The sequence below is a fragment of the Mycobacterium sp. IDUB_24 genome, from assembly GCF_055419385.1.
Genome location: NZ_JBVAXO010000002.1, coordinates 662,000 through 677,897, shown reverse-complemented (window position 1 = coordinate 677,897; position 15,898 = coordinate 662,000). Strand labels below are relative to the sequence as shown.

The 15,898-nt window shown below is 66.2% G+C and carries 15 protein-coding genes; 2 read left to right on the top strand and 13 right to left on the bottom strand.

The features are described 5' to 3' along the window. Positions 1-51 precede the first annotated feature (51 nt). From ACZYZF_RS10930 to ACZYZF_RS10870, 13 genes are all read right to left on the bottom strand, one after another. Positions 52-1,197: a thiolase family protein gene (locus ACZYZF_RS10930; protein WP_463835658.1), complete on the bottom strand. Its 1,146-nt coding sequence runs from the start codon at positions 1,195-1,197 to the stop codon at positions 52-54. After that, positions 1,194-1,625: a Zn-ribbon domain-containing OB-fold protein gene (locus ACZYZF_RS10925; protein WP_463835657.1), complete on the bottom strand. Its 432-nt coding sequence runs from the start codon at positions 1,623-1,625 to the stop codon at positions 1,194-1,196. The genes ACZYZF_RS10930 and ACZYZF_RS10925 overlap by 4 nt, the downstream gene beginning before the upstream one ends. Then, positions 1,618-1,962 carry a 2Fe-2S iron-sulfur cluster-binding protein gene (locus ACZYZF_RS10920; RefSeq protein WP_463744880.1) on the bottom strand — a complete coding sequence of 115 codons (345 nt, stop codon included), beginning with the start codon at positions 1,960-1,962 and terminating at the stop codon, positions 1,618-1,620. Before ACZYZF_RS10920 ends, ACZYZF_RS10925 begins: the two co-directional genes overlap by 8 nt. A 1-nt stretch (position 1,963) precedes the next feature. Next, complete coding sequence (locus ACZYZF_RS10915; protein WP_463835656.1) at positions 1,964-3,109, bottom strand: acyl-CoA dehydrogenase family protein; 1,146 nt, start codon at positions 3,107-3,109, stop codon at positions 1,964-1,966. Beyond that, positions 3,102-4,163 carry an acyl-CoA dehydrogenase family protein gene (locus ACZYZF_RS10910; RefSeq protein WP_463835654.1) on the bottom strand — a complete coding sequence of 354 codons (1,062 nt, stop codon included), beginning with the start codon at positions 4,161-4,163 and terminating at the stop codon, positions 3,102-3,104. Before ACZYZF_RS10910 ends, ACZYZF_RS10915 begins: the two co-directional genes overlap by 8 nt. Continuing rightward, positions 4,163-5,683, bottom strand: coding sequence for an AMP-binding protein (locus ACZYZF_RS10905; RefSeq protein WP_463835652.1), 1,521 nt, complete (start codon positions 5,681-5,683; stop codon positions 4,163-4,165). The genes ACZYZF_RS10910 and ACZYZF_RS10905 overlap by 1 nt, the downstream gene beginning before the upstream one ends. Before the next feature lie 5 nt (positions 5,684-5,688). Further along, positions 5,689-6,735 carry an alpha-ketoacid dehydrogenase subunit beta gene (locus ACZYZF_RS10900; protein WP_463835651.1) on the bottom strand — a complete coding sequence of 349 codons (1,047 nt, stop codon included), beginning with the start codon at positions 6,733-6,735 and terminating at the stop codon, positions 5,689-5,691. Positions 6,736-6,739: 4 nt separating this feature from the next. Further along, positions 6,740-7,705 (bottom strand): thiamine pyrophosphate-dependent dehydrogenase E1 component subunit alpha, encoded by a 966-nt coding sequence (locus ACZYZF_RS10895; protein WP_463835650.1) that lies wholly within the window; start codon positions 7,703-7,705, stop codon positions 6,740-6,742. A 159-nt stretch (positions 7,706-7,864) separates the two neighbouring features. After that, positions 7,865-9,322: a carotenoid oxygenase family protein gene (locus ACZYZF_RS10890; protein WP_463835648.1), complete on the bottom strand. Its 1,458-nt coding sequence runs from the start codon at positions 9,320-9,322 to the stop codon at positions 7,865-7,867. A gap of 37 nt (positions 9,323-9,359) precedes the next feature. After that, positions 9,360-10,742: an aldehyde dehydrogenase family protein gene (locus ACZYZF_RS10885; protein WP_463835646.1), complete on the bottom strand. Its 1,383-nt coding sequence runs from the start codon at positions 10,740-10,742 to the stop codon at positions 9,360-9,362. 3 nt (positions 10,743-10,745) lie between these two features. Next, complete coding sequence (locus ACZYZF_RS10880) at positions 10,746-11,378, bottom strand: TetR/AcrR family transcriptional regulator (RefSeq protein WP_463744888.1); 633 nt, start codon at positions 11,376-11,378, stop codon at positions 10,746-10,748. A 49-nt stretch (positions 11,379-11,427) separates the two neighbouring features. Next, positions 11,428-12,837, bottom strand: coding sequence for an aromatic ring-hydroxylating oxygenase subunit alpha (locus ACZYZF_RS10875; RefSeq protein ID WP_463835644.1), 1,410 nt, complete (start codon positions 12,835-12,837; stop codon positions 11,428-11,430). Then, positions 12,834-13,640 (bottom strand): SDR family NAD(P)-dependent oxidoreductase, encoded by an 807-nt coding sequence (locus tag ACZYZF_RS10870; RefSeq protein WP_463744890.1) that lies wholly within the window; start codon positions 13,638-13,640, stop codon positions 12,834-12,836. The genes ACZYZF_RS10875 and ACZYZF_RS10870 overlap by 4 nt, the downstream gene beginning before the upstream one ends. Before the next feature lie 41 nt (positions 13,641-13,681). Here ACZYZF_RS10870 and ACZYZF_RS10865 point away from each other — a divergent pair, with 41 nt between their 5' ends. Together ACZYZF_RS10865 and ACZYZF_RS10860 are read left to right on the top strand one after the other, a co-directional pair. After that, positions 13,682-15,040, top strand: a complete 1,359-nt coding sequence (locus ACZYZF_RS10865; RefSeq protein WP_463744891.1) for a cytochrome P450 — start codon at positions 13,682-13,684, stop codon at positions 15,038-15,040. Next, on the top strand, positions 15,037-15,897 hold the full coding sequence (locus ACZYZF_RS10860; protein WP_463745290.1) for an MlaE family ABC transporter permease: 861 nt from the start codon (positions 15,037-15,039) through the stop codon (positions 15,895-15,897). The genes ACZYZF_RS10865 and ACZYZF_RS10860 overlap by 4 nt, the downstream gene beginning before the upstream one ends. Position 15,898: the final 1 nt, after the last annotated feature.

Here is a 15,898-nt window from a genome sequence, read left to right as displayed (position 1 = left end):
CTTTCGGGCGGGTTCAGCGGACGGGTCGACGGTCGCTTTCATCGCGCGCCCTTACCTGGTGAGAATCGTGCAACCGCTGAGGCCCGGTGCACCGTAGACGTGGGACAGCGCAACCCTGGGTTGCCCGAGCACCTGGCGCTCCCCCGCGGTGCCACGCAGTTGCAGGACGTTCTCGTGGATCTGCCGGAGGCCGGAGGCGCCGATCGGCTCTCCGTTGGCCAGGCATCCGCCGTCGGTGTTGATCGGCAGCCGGCCGGTGAGTTCGGTTGCGCCGGAGACGATCAGCTCGGCCTGCTCACCATCGGCGCACAGGCCGGTCTCGGCCATGTGGATGATCTCCGCGCCCGCATCGGTGTCCTGCAACTGCGCCAGGTCGACCTCGTCGGGCCCGATGCCGGCCAGCTCGAACGCCGCAGCCGCGGCATCGACGGTCGGGCTGACGCCCCGGCGAACGGACAGCGACGGACTGAGCACCTCGAATGAGCCGGGACGGCGCGTTCGCACCGCCGACGACGCGACGTACACAGGGTGCGGGGTGAACTCCTTGGCCTTCTCGGCATTGCACAACACCAGCGCGGTCGCACCGTCACCCGGCGAACACAGCATGTACTGACGCAATGGATCCGAGAGCATCATCGACGCTTCGACCACGGCCACCGACTGCGGCTTGCGGCGCCAGGCATTGGGATTGAGCGATCCGTTGCGGAACGCCTTGGCCGCAACCTCGGCAAGCAACCGCTCCGGCAAGCCGAACTCGTGCAGGTACCGCTGGATCTTCAGCGCGAAGAACTGCGACGTCAGCGCGAGACCCGATGGGCCATACCACTCTCCGAGGCCCAAGGCGGCGGGGTTGATCGAAAATGCGCCGCGAGGATGCGAGTCGAAGCCCACCACCAGCGCGAGATCCGCCGCCCCGGCCTCGATGGTGTGCATCGCCGAGATCAGCGAACTGCTGCCCGTCGCACAGCCGTTGAGGACGTTGACGAACGGAACGCCCGTCAACCCCAAATCGGACACCAGCGTGTCGGCCGACCCGGCGGCCATGCTGCCGCCCACGGCGTATTCGATCTGCGGCCACGTCACCGACGCGTCGGCCAGCGCCTGCCGGACGGCCGCCACGGCCTCCGAACGCGCCGAGGTGTCCTGATAGCGCCCGAAGGGCCGGCAACCGATGCCGATGACCGCTACGGAGTTCATGATCGATCCCCTCGCGGTTCAACCGGCATGAACGCGAACGTCCGCGCTAATTCTCCGGTTTCGGTGATCACATCGATATCGGACAGAGCCATCGGCATACCGATCCACAACCGATCGGGATCCGATTCGGTCAGCCGTGCCTCCACAATCACCTCTCCGGAGAGTTCCACGTAGCCCACACCGAACGGCTCGAATTCGTCTGCGGCGCCGAAGTATGGCGGGCTGGGCGGCGGGAACCGCTGCACAGTCCAACTCCAGAGCACGCCATGATCGGCCAGCGGCACACCCGCGATGTCGACCCCACCGCAGTCACGGCATGACTGCTTGCGCGGGAACTCGATCTCACCGCAGTCGCCGCAGCAGCCGCCGACCAGCCTGAGCCGGCCGTCGATGACCTCCATGATGCCGGGATCGATGAGCTCAGCCACCCAACTCCTCCTGTCCAACTTCGTTGCGTCGCTTACGCACCCCACGTTTTTCGACCACCACGTCTCCCAGCACGCCCGCCTGGCAGGCCAGCCGCACATGCTCGCCGCGCCCGCCCCGATCGCCGGCGAGGTTTCGCACCGCTTCGGTTTCGGTCGCCGACGGCTCTGCCAGGTGCTGTGCTCCCTGAAGCACGCCCACGTGGCAGACCAGGCAGTCGCCGTTTCCGCCGCACACCGTCGGCCACCGAAGGCCCGCTGCCAACGCGGCAGCCATCACCGTCTGCCCCTGGCAGGCCTCGAACGTGATCCCCGAGGGTCGGACGGTGACGGTCGGCATGTCAGCTGCGCCGCAGTTCACGCCAAGGCTTGCCACGCCCCGGATCGATCTCGCGGTCCAGGCCCAGCACTCGTTCGCCGACGATGTTGCGCTGAACCTCGGACGTTCCGCCGGCGATGGTGAACCGACGGCTGTCGAGCAGCGCGTGCGTCTCCGACGGTATCGCTCCATCCCAGTACGCCGCCTCTGGCCCACCCAACTCGAAGCCGAGTTCGCTGATCTCCTGGGACAATTCAGACAGCACCAGCTTGGTGATCGACCCAGTCGGTGAGCCTCCCGGCGTACGGGATTCGGCGATCGACCGCAGATTGGTCAGACCCAGCGCGTGCTCGATGGCGAACAGATCCACGAGCCGGTCCCGAACCACAGGATCGGTCCAGCCTCCGTTGCGCCGTGCCAGATCGAGCACTGGCGCCAACCGGATGCCGCTGGCGCTCGAGGTTTCCGAGAGCCCTGAACGTTCGGCGTTCAGGGTCGTCATGGCGACGCGCCATCCATCGTTCACCTTCCCGAGTACCGTCTCGGGTCCCAACACCAGCTCCTCGAGGAACACCTCGCAGAAGTGCTCATCGCCGGTGAGTTGGCGTAGCGGCCGCACGGCCACACCCGGAGAGGCCATATCGACCAGGAAGCAGGTGATTCCGGCGTTCTTCGGCTGATCCAGATCGGTGCGCGCCAACAACATCCCGTAGCGGGACTCGGTGGCGAACGAACTCCACACCTTCTGTCCGTTGACCCGCCACGAATCACCTTCGGGCACCGCGCGGGTGGCCAGACTGGCGAGGTCCGATCCCGCCCCGGGTTCGCTGAACAGCTGGCACCACATGTCCGCGCCGGCCGCGATCCCGGGCAGGTACTTCCGCTGCTGTTCGGCGGTGCCCCAGTCCATGAGGGCCGGGCCGATCAGCATCAGCGGCACGAAGTAGTGGTCGGGTAACCCGGCGCCGTGTTCGTTCAGGACCGACCGCACCACGGCGGCCTGCTGCTCGGTGAAGCCGAGTCCGCCGTGTTCGCGCGGCCAGTGGGGAACGGTGTAGCCACGGTCCCCAAGTGCGGCATACCAGGTTTCGGTGACGCCGGGAAAGTTCTCGACAACCCAGCGGCCGACCTCGTCGCGCAGATCGGCGTCGTTCACCTGCTCAGACAATGTCACCATCCCGTCGATCGATCAGGTCAGCGAGCTGGCGCCTGCACTCATTGGGCGAACCGGTCAGCGCGACAACCGAATTGGCTCGCCGCAGGTAGCGGTGTGCCCAGTGTTCCCAGGTGATCGCGATGCCACCGTGCAGCTGGACGGCGGCCTTGGTGACCGCGAGTGCCGACTGCCGGGACAGCAGCGCCGCCACCGCCAGGTCGATGTCGGTGCTCAACGAGCCGGGATCACGACTGAGCCGCCAGGCTGCCCCGTAGACGGCCGAACGGGTGAGTTCCACCGCGGCCAGCAGATCCACCAGACGATGTTTGACCGCCTGGAAGGAGCCGATGGTGCGGCCGAACTGGACTCTCTTGCCGACGTAGGAGACGGTCGAGTCCAGTACGTGCTGAGCCACTCCGAGCAACTCGGCCGAGATCACCAGGCCGGCCCGCTGCGCCGTCACGGTATGCACTGCGACGGCCTCGTCTCCGCGAAGGAGCACCTCCGGTTGCGTTGTCTCGACGGACAACCTCCCCAGTGGCCGGGACAGATCCAGCCCGGACAGCTCGTCCACCGCCCCGGCGGAACCGGTGAACAGAGCTACCGCAGGCGCACCGTCCAAAGTTCCAGAGATCACCACCAAATCGGCTCCGGTCGCATTCCACACCGGGGCAGCCCTCACGTCGACGCCACCAGACGGGTTGGTGCTCATCTGGGCATCCGTGGCGGAGGCGACCGTTCGCCTCCCGTCGCGCAATGGGGCCACCAGCGCCGCGTCTCCGACGCTTGCGGCCAGTACTCCCGCGGCGACACTGGGGAGTAACGGGCCGCCGAAGAGCGCTGCGCCGGCCTGCTCGGCGACAATCGCCAAGTCGACGGCGGTGGCCGCGGATTCCATGGTGTCGAAAACGATCTCGTCGATCCCGACTTCGGACAGCAGTCTGCGCCAACTGGTCTCGGCGGCACCGGCAAAGAACTCCTGGAGCACGGTCCGCAGCGCAGTGTGCTCCTCGGTGAACGCGAACTCCGTAGACGGGGTGTCACGCGTCAGCCCGGCGTTGTCCATCAGGACCTCCCGGCCGACGTCGTGGCAGCGACCATCCGGGCCAGATACCGGTCCCGCAGCTGCCGCTTGTTCAGCTTCCCCATCACCGAACGCAGATCGAAGTCGACGAGCTCGATCAGGTTTGGGCATTTGTAGTGCGCCAGGCGTTCTCGCGTCCACGCGACCAACTCCTCGGGTTCGACCTCGGGGCCGGCGCTCACGACCAGGGCACACAGCTGCTCGCCGAGATCGTCGTGCGGAATGCCGATGACAGCCACGTCGGCGACGGCGGGATGCCGGCGCAGCACCGCCTCCGACTCGGCCGGATACACGTTGACCCCGCCACTGACCACCATGTCAGAGGCCCGATCCGTCAGATACAGATAGCCATCGTCGTCGAGGTAGCCGATCTCACCGAGCGCAAACACCCCGTCGGCCACATAGCTGCGGCGGGTCTTGTCCGGATCACCGTGATAGCTGGGGCGGTGCCCGACGCTGGACTGCACGCAGACCAATCCCGTTGTACCGCGGGGAAGGACCTCGCCTTCCTCGGTGCGGACGCTCAGCTCGTATCCCGGCATGGCACGCCCCACCGAACCTGGGCGTGCCAGCCATTCGGCCGAGTTGATCAAGGTGACGGTGCCGGCCTCGGTGGAGCCGTACGCCTCCACCAGGATCGGACCGAACCATTCGATCATGGCCCGCTTGACCTCGATCGGACAGGCCGCGCCGGTATGCACGATGCTGCGCATGCTGCTGATGTCGTAGCGGTTGCGGGTGCCGTCCGGCAGCTGCAGCAGGCGGGAGAAGTGGGTCGGCACCATCATCGTGGCCCCGATGCGCTCCCGGTCGATGGTGGCGAGCACCTGCTCGGCGTCGAACTTCGGCAGGATCACCAAGGGCTGACCCGCCAGGATGCCGCGCACACCCGCCATGGGTCCGGTGTGATGCATGGGCGCCACGACCAACTGCCTGCCGGGTGTGCGAAGGGGTGAATCGATCACGCGCTGCACATATTCGGCCATCGAATTCCCGCCGGGAAACATCTGGTCGGGCAGTTCGACGCCCTTCGGGTAGCCAGTGGTGCCCGAGGTGTAATACAGCGGCTTGACCGGCGCGATGCCCGCGGGCGGCTCAGCGTCGGGACACTGCGCCGTCACGGCGTCGAGATCTCCCCAGTCCACCACATGCACATCGCAATCCGCAGTGCGCACGGTGGCCGCCACGTCGGCACTGCACAGCACCGTGTGCACGGCGGCGTCGCGCAGGATGTAGCCCGCCTCACCCGCAGTCAGGTGGTAGTTCACCGGGACCGCCGACAACCCGGCATAGGTGGTGGCCAGGTGCGCCAGCACCACGTGCACGCTGTTGGCGCCCATCACCGCCACTCGGGCGCCATCTGGAACATGTTGCGCCAGCAACCAATTCACACAACTGTTCAGTCGTTCATCGAGCTGCTGCCACGTCCACGAGGTCGTCCCATCGGATAGCGCCACCGCGGCCCCGTCTTGACGAGCGTATTGCTCGATCGCATGGACCACGGAAGTCAGCCGGGCGATCCGGCGGTGGCGCGCGACCGTGAGACCGCACGCTTGGCCGCTTCCACGATGGCATCCTGACCCGGTATGAAGGCATCCTCGAGGACCTTCGCGAACGGTATCGGGGTGTCGGCGCCGGCTACCCGCTGCACCGGAGATCCAAGCTCGTCGAACAGGTTTTCGGTGATCAGCGCGGCGAGCTCGGCACCGAATCCCCCACGGCGAACGGCCTCGTGAATGACCACGGCGTGCCTGGTGCGGGCAACGGATTCCAGAATCCTGCTCTCGTCCAACGGCACCAGCGATCGCAGGTCGATCACCTCGGCGTCGATCGAATCCTGCGCCAGCTCCTCCGCGGCGGCCAGTGCGGTGTGCACCTGCCTGCCGTAGCTGATCAGGGTGACGTCGCTGCCCGTGCGCACTGTTGCCGCCGAGCCCAGCGGGACGACATGATGGCCGACCGGCACCGGCTGCGGCGGCGCGAAATAAAGGAGGCTCTGCTCGACCACCACCACCGGGTCGGAGTCGAAGATCGCCGCGGTGAGCAGCCCCTTGGCATCGGCGGGGTTACTGGGCACCACGACCTTCAAACCTGGGATGTGGGTGAGCCAGGCCTCCAGCATCTCGGAATGCTGTGCCCCGAACTGCATTCCGGCACCGGCAGCGCACCGAATGGTCAACGGCACGGTGGTCTGCCCGCCGGACATGTAGCGCAGCTTCGCGGCGTGATTGGACACCTGATCCATGCACACGGCCAGGAAGTCCATCAGCATGATCTCGGCGACCGGCCTCATGCCGGCGATCGCGGCGCCCACCGCGGCGCCGACGATGGCCTGCTCGCTGATCGGGGTGGCCCGCACCCGGTCGGCACCGTACTTGGTGGAGAGCCCGGCGGATACCTTGAACACGCCGCCGCTGGGGTCGGCGATGTCCTCGCCCAGCAGGATCACGGACGGGTCGCGCGACAGTGCGTCGTCGAGAGCACTGCCAAGGGCCTGGAATCCGAGCATCGGGACCGTTTCCACGCTCTCGGTCCCTGCCGTTTCGGTGGTCATGGCCTCATACCCCTTCGTAGACGTCGGTCAACAGCTCGGAAAGCTCGGGAACCGGGCTGGATTCGGCGAACTCGAAGGCGTCCTGTACTTCCGCCTTTGCCTGCGCCTCGATGGCCTTGGCCTCGTCCTCGGTGAGCACGCGATCCTCGATCAGCCCGGCCCGTAACCGGAGCACCGGGTCGGCGGCGCGTTCGGCGTCCAGTTCACCGGGCTTCATGTACTCGTTCTGGTCCGACATCTGATGGCCGTAGAAGCGGAAGGTCATGGCTTCCAACAGGGTTGGCCCTTCACCGGCGCGGGCCCGATCGATCGCGGTGCGGGCCGCGTCGTACATCGCCACCGGGTCGTTGCCGTCGACCCGTACGCCGGGCATCTTGTAGGACGCCGCCCGGTCGGCCACCCGGTCCACGCTGGTGCCACCCTCGAAAGACGTGTGCTCGGCGTACCGGTTGTTGTGACAGCAGAACACCACCGGCAGCTTCCACAACGACGCAAGGTTGCAGGCCTCGTGGAACGCCCCGATGTTGGTGGCGCCGTCACCGAAGTTCACGATCGTGACCCGGTCGCCGCCCTGTAGTTGGGAGGCCAGCGCCAGCCCGTTGGCGATGGGCAGGCCGCTGCCCACGATCCCGGTGGTGACCATCAGGCCGGAGTCGGGGTGGGTGATATGCATCGGACCGCCTTTGCCTTTGCAGGTGCCCGTGGCCTTGCCGAAGAACTCGGCCCACAGCTCTCGCATCGGCACACCCTTGGCCAGATGGTCGTGCAGCCCGCGGTAGGTGGTGACCAGATAGTCGTCCGGGCGGAGCAGTGCGCCGATCGACGAGGACACGATCTCCTGCCCCCGCGGCGAGTAGTACTGGGCGCTGACCTGGCCGGTCAGGATCAGAGAACGGAATTTCTCGTCGCACACCTTGATCCGCGTGGCAGTGGTGAAGATCTGCGTCAGCTCGGCTGCCCCAGGCGTCATCAGCTTCCCATCTATTGGTCGGTCAGATAATTAATTAGTAACAGAGATCACTTCTCCATGTCAACGGATGTTTTACGGCCATCCCGCCCGGTGACTCTGCGTGCGGGGCGCAAAAGTACGAGAAGCCTGCGCCCTCACCGCAGAGCGAACGAGGAACGGCTAGAGGTTTCCGAAAGCCTGCGAGTACAACGGGCCGTCCACGCTGTAGTAGCTGCAGTGGAATCCGCTGGGGACACCGAAGGGGATGACGGCACTGGCAAGCGGACCGCCGGCGATGTCAGCCGCATCGAAAACCACGAGTTCACTTTCCCGGGCGTCGGCGCGGTGCACCAATGTCAGCGCGTAGCCGTCGAGTTCGTGAGTGCTTCCGACCCGCGGAGCGAAGATGAGTTCGCCGACGGCGGTCCCTGCGCCGAAGTGATAGAGGTCCTCGGCCCCGGTCACGGTGTCCACCCGCAGTGCCGAGTCCATGCCGTCGACCCGGCCGTCACGTGATTGCAGATTGCTGTTCGCGAACGCGTGCCGGCTTCGCTGCGCCATCAACCGGTCGTCGGGCCGCGGGAACTGGATGTCGCGATCGTTGATGATCTCTTCATTGAGTGTGTCCGACATTGCCTGCGGATCAATCGTCCAGCGGCGCAAGCTTTGCCGGGTTTCCGCATGCCCGGCCCGGTTGCCGTCGACGTCGGGAAACAGTGCGGTGCCCTCCGCTGCAGCGACATCGGCGATGATGCGGCCCTGCGCGTCCTCCCACACGTTCGCCTCGTGCAGCATGTGCCGCGGCTCTACCTCGATCCAGCGCACGTCGGCTGCGTTCCCGCGCCGCGGCATCAGCCCCAGCTTGCTCGGCCGGCCGGGCACCCAGGCCGTCATGGGACCGCCGCGCATCGCCCGCGCCAGGCTCAGCTCGAGCGGCATGACCGGGAACACCACCCAGTTCTCGGTGACGAAGAAGGTGTGCAGCATGGTCATGTGCGGCACCGGAATCAACTCGGTGACCACCGGAACACCGTCGAAATCGATGACGTCGTAACGGATCACCGCGTCTCCGCCCAGCCCGTGCACCGCATTGCCGATGTTGATCAGCTCGCCGGTGGCGTGGTCGACCTTGGGGTGCGCCGAAAACGTCGTGGTGATGAGGCCGCCGTAGGTCTCCTCGCCCAGCGTGGCCAGTGTGCGCGGGTCCAGGGCCACCGGTGGCGCGCCCTCCATCAGGGCCAGCAGCTTGCCACCGTGGATGATGACGTTGGTGTTGGCGGTGTTGTAGCGGGTGCCGGCGGCGGTCGGATCCGTGGTCATCGGGTTGCCCAGCACGCCGAACAGCCGACGCCCCTCCCCCTGTTCGAGCAAGAACTTGTCGGTGCGCACCCACCGGTTGCGCATCGACACCCGGCCGCTCTCGATGAAGAACGCATAGACCATGCCATCGCCGTCGAACCAGTGGTAGTCCTCGTCAGTCGGCGGATACAGCGACTCGGCGCCGTTGCGATAGAACACCCCCGCCAGGTCTTCCGGTAGCTGACCGCGGACCACCAGGTCGGGGGCGTCGACCTCCATCCGGGTGGGCTGGTGATGGCCGGTCAGAAACGGGCTCTCCCGAACAAGGCTGGCATCCATGGGTTCTCCAAGACTCGTACGTAATCGTTCAACATGCTCACGCCATACGGCGCAGCAACCGCGATCTCTTGTCCGTGTAGGGCGGATAGAACATTGCCGTCAGATCCGGGCGAGTCGGCTTGGCCAGCACCGATTTACGGTGACTGAACTCCTCGAACCCGAACCTACCGTGGTAGGCGCCCATCCCCGACGGCCCGACACCGCCGAACGGCATCTTTGCCGTCGCCACCTGTAGCAACAGCTGATTGATCACCATGCCGCCCGCCGGAACTCGGCGGACGACCCGCTCCCGGGTCGCCTTGGAAGTGGTGAACAGATATGCAGCAAGAGGTTTGGGCCGCCGCCGGATGAACTCGATTGCGTGATCGACGGATTCGACGGTGAGCACCGGAAGGATGGGACCGAAGATCTCGTCGGTCATCAGCGGCTCGCCCGCGTCGGGTTCGACGACAACCGTGGGCTCGATCTCCAGGCGCCCGGCATCGGTGCCCCCGCCGACAACGACGTCGCCGGTGGTGGCGGCCAGGGCGCCCGCCAGGCGGGCGAACTGACGCTCGTTGACGATCGGCAGACCGGTCGCCGCCCCGCGCCGGAAGTCGGCGATGGCCGTGCGGATCTCCTCGACGAACCGATCGCGCACACCCTCATGCACCAGGACGTAATCAGGTGCGACACAGATCTGGCCGGAGTTCATCAGCTTGATCCATGCGATCCGGCGGGCGGCAGTCCTCACGTCGGCATCGTCGGCGACGATCACCGGGCTCTTACCGCCCAACTCCAACGTGACCGGAGTCAAATGATCTGCCGCAGCCGCCATGATCTTCTGGCCGGTCGCGGTGCCACCGGTGAACAGCACCCGGTCCAACCCCTGCGCGATCAGCTCTTGGGTGACCACACCGTCGCCCTCGACGACTGCCACCGCCGCGGGGTCGAGGTAACGCGGTATCAGCTCGGCCATCAGCCGCGAGGAAGCTGGCGCGAGTTCGGATGGCTTGACCACCACGGTGTTTCCGGCAGCGATCGCCCCGATCGCCGGCGTCAGACTTAGTTGGAACGGGACGTTCCACGGACCGATGATCAAGACCGTGCCGTAGGGCTCGTACTGGATCCAGGCCCGGCCCGGCAACTGTGTCCACTCCAGTAGCCGGTGCCTACGTCGGGCCCACCTACCGACATTCCTGGCGGCGTAGCGGGCCTCGTTCGCCGTCGCCACGACCTCGGCCAGCCAGGTCTCGAACGGCTCTCGGCGCAGGTCGGCTGCGACCGCGTCCACGATGGCGTCGCCGTTGTCGGTCAGCATCTCGACGAGAGCCCGCAATTGGGTACGGCGCCAGTCCAGATCCAGCGTTCTCCCGGAGTCGAATGTCTGACGCAGCCGGAGAACCGTTGCCGCGCAGTCGGGTTCGGGAGTACTAAGCATCGACTAAGGCGCGGTGCCGGACTCGAGAAGCAATCTCCCGAACAGATCGTTCATCGAGTCCATGGCGGTGACGTCCGTGTTGGCGGCGGCGTGGGCGAATCCGTCGACTATCGCACTGATCATGCCCGCGACGGCGAGGGCGTCCAGGTCGTCCGGGATGAGGCCGGCGCGCTGGCCGGCGGTCACCGCCTGCGCCAGCGTGTCGGCCATGGCGGCGGCCTGCTTGGCGAACGCCTCGGACAGCTCGGGATGGCGCCGGGCGTCGATGGGTGCGGTGGCCACGAATCCGGCCAGCTCCGGGGACTCGTGGTTGATCCGCATCGATTCGGCGAGGACCGCCCGCAACAAGCCGCGCACCGAGTGCGGGCCGGCCAGCGCCTCCACCGAGCGCGCGACGATCTTGCCGTACACGTAGTCACAGACCGCTTCGAAGAGATTGCTCTTGGATCCGAAGTGGTAGTGCAGCGAGCCTGCGGTCACCCCGGCCATCTCCGCGATCAGGTTGTTCGTGGCCGGTCCATAGCCATGCTGCGCGAAACATTGGCACGCCGCGTCGAGCACGCGCTGACGGGTATCGACGCTGTCGGTGCCTGCCGGACGGCCCGGTCCCGATCGGGTGCTGGTGACCTCGCTCATCAGAACATCATTGCGCAGCGCACTGGCCGACGGGGCGCTCAATGGCAGTTCAGTCGTCACCGGCGAGGTACCGATCCAGGTCCTGGTGAAAATGCCGTATCCGGATTTCTTGGTAATTGGCCAGCGTCACACCGGATTTGGTCATCGACCGCAGACCGCGCTGCACCCGGGGCAGATTGGCCAGGTCCTGGTTGAACACCGCGCACAACCCGCCCAGCTCCGGTGCCGCGCCGTAATCCTCGTCGGCCGTCAGCCAATGGACCGGCGGCGACTTGGGTTTGGGCACACCGGGCGGCAACGGAATCAGCATCATGATGTCGAAGATGCAGCGATCGGGATCGTTGCCGTACGGCCGGAACCGGTAGGTCAGCGGTGCACCGATGCCCGCCCAGGGCACCATGTTCGGAAAGACGAAGTACTGGATCGCGTCGACGATCTCCGAGTCGCTGGTGCCGGAGAGATCGGCGCCGGTGGTCTGCGCCAGATTGTCACGCATCGCCGCGGCCACGATGGGACGCGCCGATTGGCCGTCCGGAACCTCGAACGCCCCGACGCCCTCGGGGAAGAAATCCCGGAACATCGCATCGAGCACGTCCTGGGGCTCCAGCGGTTCCAGGTGCGGGCTGCTGGTCGCCTGCGGTGTGATCATCCGGTTGAACCCCGGCAGTCCGTCGGACCGGGTGTAGATGTCGTACTGAGTGTTGGCGTCCCCGAGGTATTCCAGCAGTTGGGGGTGGGTGGCGATGACGTGGTAGGACTCCAGGAACGCCTCGATGCCGACTTTCCAGTTGCAGTCGATGACCTTGGCGACGTGAATCGCCTTGAAACGGTCCTGCAGGTGAAACGGCGCAAAATGCTTCTCCAGGTCGCCGAGATAGTCCGACAGCGGGGCCGCGTCAGGGTCGGGGTTGACGAAGACGAACCCCGCCCAGGTCCCGGTCTGAGCTTCGGGCAGGGCGAAAGCCGCATCGTCGACGTGCGGGAAGTCCCACCGTCCGGGCACATCAGTGAGGTTGCCCTCCAGGCTCCAGGTGAAGCCGTGGAACGGGCAGCGCAACTGGTTGACCCGGCCGGCGTCGTCACACAACCGGGTACCGCGGTGCAGGCAGGAATTGTGGAAGGCCCTGATCGCACCGGCAGCAGTGCGAACCACGATCAACGACATATCGGCGAGGTCGTAGACGTAGTAGTCCCCCGCTTCGGGGATGTCCTCCTCGCGGCAGGCGAACTGCCAGACCTGCTTCCACATCCGATCCACCTCGAGCCGGTGGAACTCCGCGGTGAAGTAGCGCTCCTTGTCGACGTCGGCCGACCCGAGGAACTCGTACGACTCCTCCAACAGCGGCGCAGGTACTTCCCGGGAGTCGTCGGCGAGCAGACTCTGCACGGTCGGCCCCGAGGATCGCGCCTCCCCCGGCTTGCTCACCTCGTTGTCCGTTCTGCCAGGTGCCTGGGTCACACTGCCTCCTCTGTCAAAGGTGCCTTCAGGGGTGTAGAAGCCAGGCCCTCCAGGTATTCCTGCACAGCTGCGCCGATGAAGGCCGATCCGTTGATGCCCCATCCCCCGTCGACGTAGAGCACCTGACCGGTGATGTAGCCCGCCTGGGCCGAGGCCAGGAAGGCCACCGCCGCCGCGACGTCGGCCGGTTCACCGAGGCGCCCCAGCGGCATCGACTCGCCGATGGCCGACCGCAATCCCGGATCGGCGAACTCGCCCACGGTGCCGTCGGTGAGGACCAGGCCGGGCCCGACGGCATTGACCCGGATTCCCCGGGGCGCGTACTCGGTTGCCATCTGTTTGGTCAGCGCGACCAGCGCGGCTTTCGAAGCCGGATAGATCCCGCGCCCGGCGCCGCCGAGCTCGGCCAGTACCGATGTCAGGTTGACGATCGCGCCGCCGCCGGGCCCGAATCTCCCGAGCAGTGCCCGGGTGACCAGCCAGCTGCCGAGGACATTGACCCGCAACACCGCATCGACCTCGTCGACGGTGCTCTCGGCAAGGGTGTTCGAGCGCCAGATGCCGGCGTTGTTGACCAGCACATCGATTTCGCCGATGTCACCCACAGCACCGGCCAGCGCTGCGACCGACCCCTCAGAGGCGACATCGCAGCCGACTGCTCGACCGCCGATCAAGGTGGCGACATCTTCGGCGGCGGCTACATCCACGTCCACCACGACCACAGCCATACCGTCGGCCGCGAGGCGTTCTGAGATCGCGCGACCGATGCCTTTGCCGCCCCCCGTCACCACTGCTGTCGGCACCGTTCCCTCGCTTTCCCGGGCCCCAGATTGAGCCTTGATATATGACGCACCTCACTATTATATTGGTCCACCAATTAGTCAAGCGGATATTCGAAGCCCCGGGCAGCCTGCCCACAACCCTGGAGACGGCCTTGACCGACATCACCAGCCCGCCCGCCACCTGCCCGATCGCGGCGTTCGACCCGCTGAATCCACAGACGATGCAGGTGCCGCACCCGTGGTACCAGGCACTGCGCCGGGAAGCGCCGGTTCACTTCGTCGCCGAGCGGGGAATGTGGTTCGTGACCTCCCGGGAGCTGGTGTCTGCCGCCCTGACCAACCACGAGGTGTTCTCCTCGGCGTTCGGCCTTCCGCAGATGCCGCCGCCGGCCTCGGTGGCCGAAGAGATCGAAGAACTCAAGAAGCAGGGCTGGGACATGATCCCGACGCTGCTGACCGCCGACCCGCCCGACCACCACTACTACCGCCGGATGGTCGCGCGCGCGTTCACCCCCCGCTTCGTCGCTCAGCGTGAACCGGGGATTCGCTCGGTCGTCAACCAACTGCTCGACACGCTGCCGACCGACGAACCGGTGGAGATCGTCGAACAGTTCGCCGCCCCGTTACCGCTGCGGATCATCGCCCAGGCGCTCAACGTGCCCGACGACCGCATCGACGACTTCCGGCGCTGGTCCGATCAATTCGCGTTGACCATCGGCGCCGAGATCGACGAGACCGGTGCCCTCGAGCAAGCCCGCAGCTTGCTGGAGTACCAGCGTTACTTCGCCGCCGAGCTTGAGGATCGTCGCACCAATCCGCAGGACGACCTGATCACCGGCCTGGTGCAGGCATCCAACGCCAACGACGACGACCCTCTGACCACGGGCGCGGCGCTGAGCATCATCCAGCAGATCCTGATCGCCGGAAATGAGACCTCACGCAAGCTGATGACCGGCACGCTGCACCAACTCGGACTGAACACGAAGTGGTGGCACTGGCTGCAGGAGGATCCCGCGCCCCGTTCCGAATTACTCGTCGAGGAGGCACTGCGCTTCCTCACCCCGGTGCAGTCGATGTTCCGCATCACCAAGGCCGAAGCGAACCTCGGCGACTACACGATCCCGGCCGGTTCGCTGGTAGTGCTGGTCTTCAGTTCGGCCAACCGCGACGAGGCACAGTACGACGGCGGCGAGGAGTTCAACCCCGAACGCTCGAATGCCAGAACGCATCTGGCGTTCGGTCAGGGCATCCATTCCTGCCTGGGAGCCGCGCTGGCACGGTTGCAGGCGCGAATCGCCTTGGAAGACATCGCCCGTCGGTTCAGTGCGGTCGAGCTCGCACCCGATAACGACTACGAGTACGAGCCCAGCTTCATGCTGCGCGGTCTCAAGCGACTCGACCTCATCTTCCGGGCTCACTGACCGTGCCGCACGCGCCGTCGGACGCAGACACCGCAGCCACCGATCGGGTCCTGCGGTGGTGGCGGGGGTACGTGGATCGACACCCGCTCGCCTCGCTGCGCACCGTCGGCGGTCAGTGCATACTGGCGGTCCGCACGATCCAGCACCTGGTCGGCGATCTGGCGCGGGGCCGCTTCCCGTTCTGGGAATTCGTCGAACAGGCCGTCTTCATGGCCCGCACCGCCGTCGTGCCGACCTTGTTCATCGCGATACCCATCAGCGTCACCCTTGCCGTCCAATTCAGCCTGCTGGCAGGACAACTCGGCGCGACCGCGTTGGCCGGTGCGGCCAACGGACTGGCGGTGATCAAGCAGGGAGCACCACTGGTCGCGGCAATCCTGATGGCCGCCGCAGTCGGCTCGGCCATGAGCGCCGACCTCGGTGCGCGGACCATCCGCGACGAGACCGACGCGATGGAAGTCATGGGTATCTCGGTGATCCAACGGCTGGTGGTCCCCCGCCTTGCCGCTGCCGTGATCGTCTCGGTGGCCCTCACCGGGTTCACCTGCTTCATCGGATTCCTCGCCGGCTACGCCTTCACCGTCATGCTGCAGGGCGGCACCCCGGGCAGCTACACCACGACGTTCTCCTCATTCGCCACCGTCGACGACCTCGTCCTCACCTTGATCAAGGCCGTGGTGTTCGGCGTCATCGTCGCCGTCATCGCCTGTTACAAGGGACTGGACACCAGAGGCGGACCCGCCGGGGTGGCGAACTCGGTGAATGCCGCTGTCGTGCAATCGATTCTGCTTTTGTTGCTGACGAACACGCTGATCAGCCAGATGTATCTGGTGCTGTTCCCGAAGACGAGTTTCTGAC

Coding starts and splice junctions, on each gene's coding strand:
- ACZYZF_RS10900 (WP_463835651.1), bottom strand. CDS start 6,735: ATGACCACCGAAACGGCAGGGACCGAGAGCGTGGAAACGGTCCCGATG.
- ACZYZF_RS10895 (WP_463835650.1), bottom strand. CDS start 7,705: ATGACGCCTGGGGCAGCCGAGCTGACGCAGATCTTCACCACTGCCACG.
- ACZYZF_RS10865 (WP_463744891.1), top strand. CDS start 13,682: ATGACGCACCTCACTATTATATTGGTCCACCAATTAGTCAAGCGGATA.
- ACZYZF_RS10890 (WP_463835648.1), bottom strand. CDS start 9,322: ATGGATGCCAGCCTTGTTCGGGAGAGCCCGTTTCTGACCGGCCATCAC.
- ACZYZF_RS10880 (WP_463744888.1), bottom strand. CDS start 11,378: ATGAGCGAGGTCACCAGCACCCGATCGGGACCGGGCCGTCCGGCAGGC.
- ACZYZF_RS10910 (WP_463835654.1), bottom strand. CDS start 4,163: ATGGACAACGCCGGGCTGACGCGTGACACCCCGTCTACGGAGTTCGCG.
- ACZYZF_RS10920 (WP_463744880.1), bottom strand. CDS start 1,962: ATGCCGACCGTCACCGTCCGACCCTCGGGGATCACGTTCGAGGCCTGC.
- ACZYZF_RS10885 (WP_463835646.1), bottom strand. CDS start 10,742: ATGCTTAGTACTCCCGAACCCGACTGCGCGGCAACGGTTCTCCGGCTG.
- ACZYZF_RS10930 (WP_463835658.1), bottom strand. CDS start 1,197: ATGAACTCCGTAGCGGTCATCGGCATCGGTTGCCGGCCCTTCGGGCGC.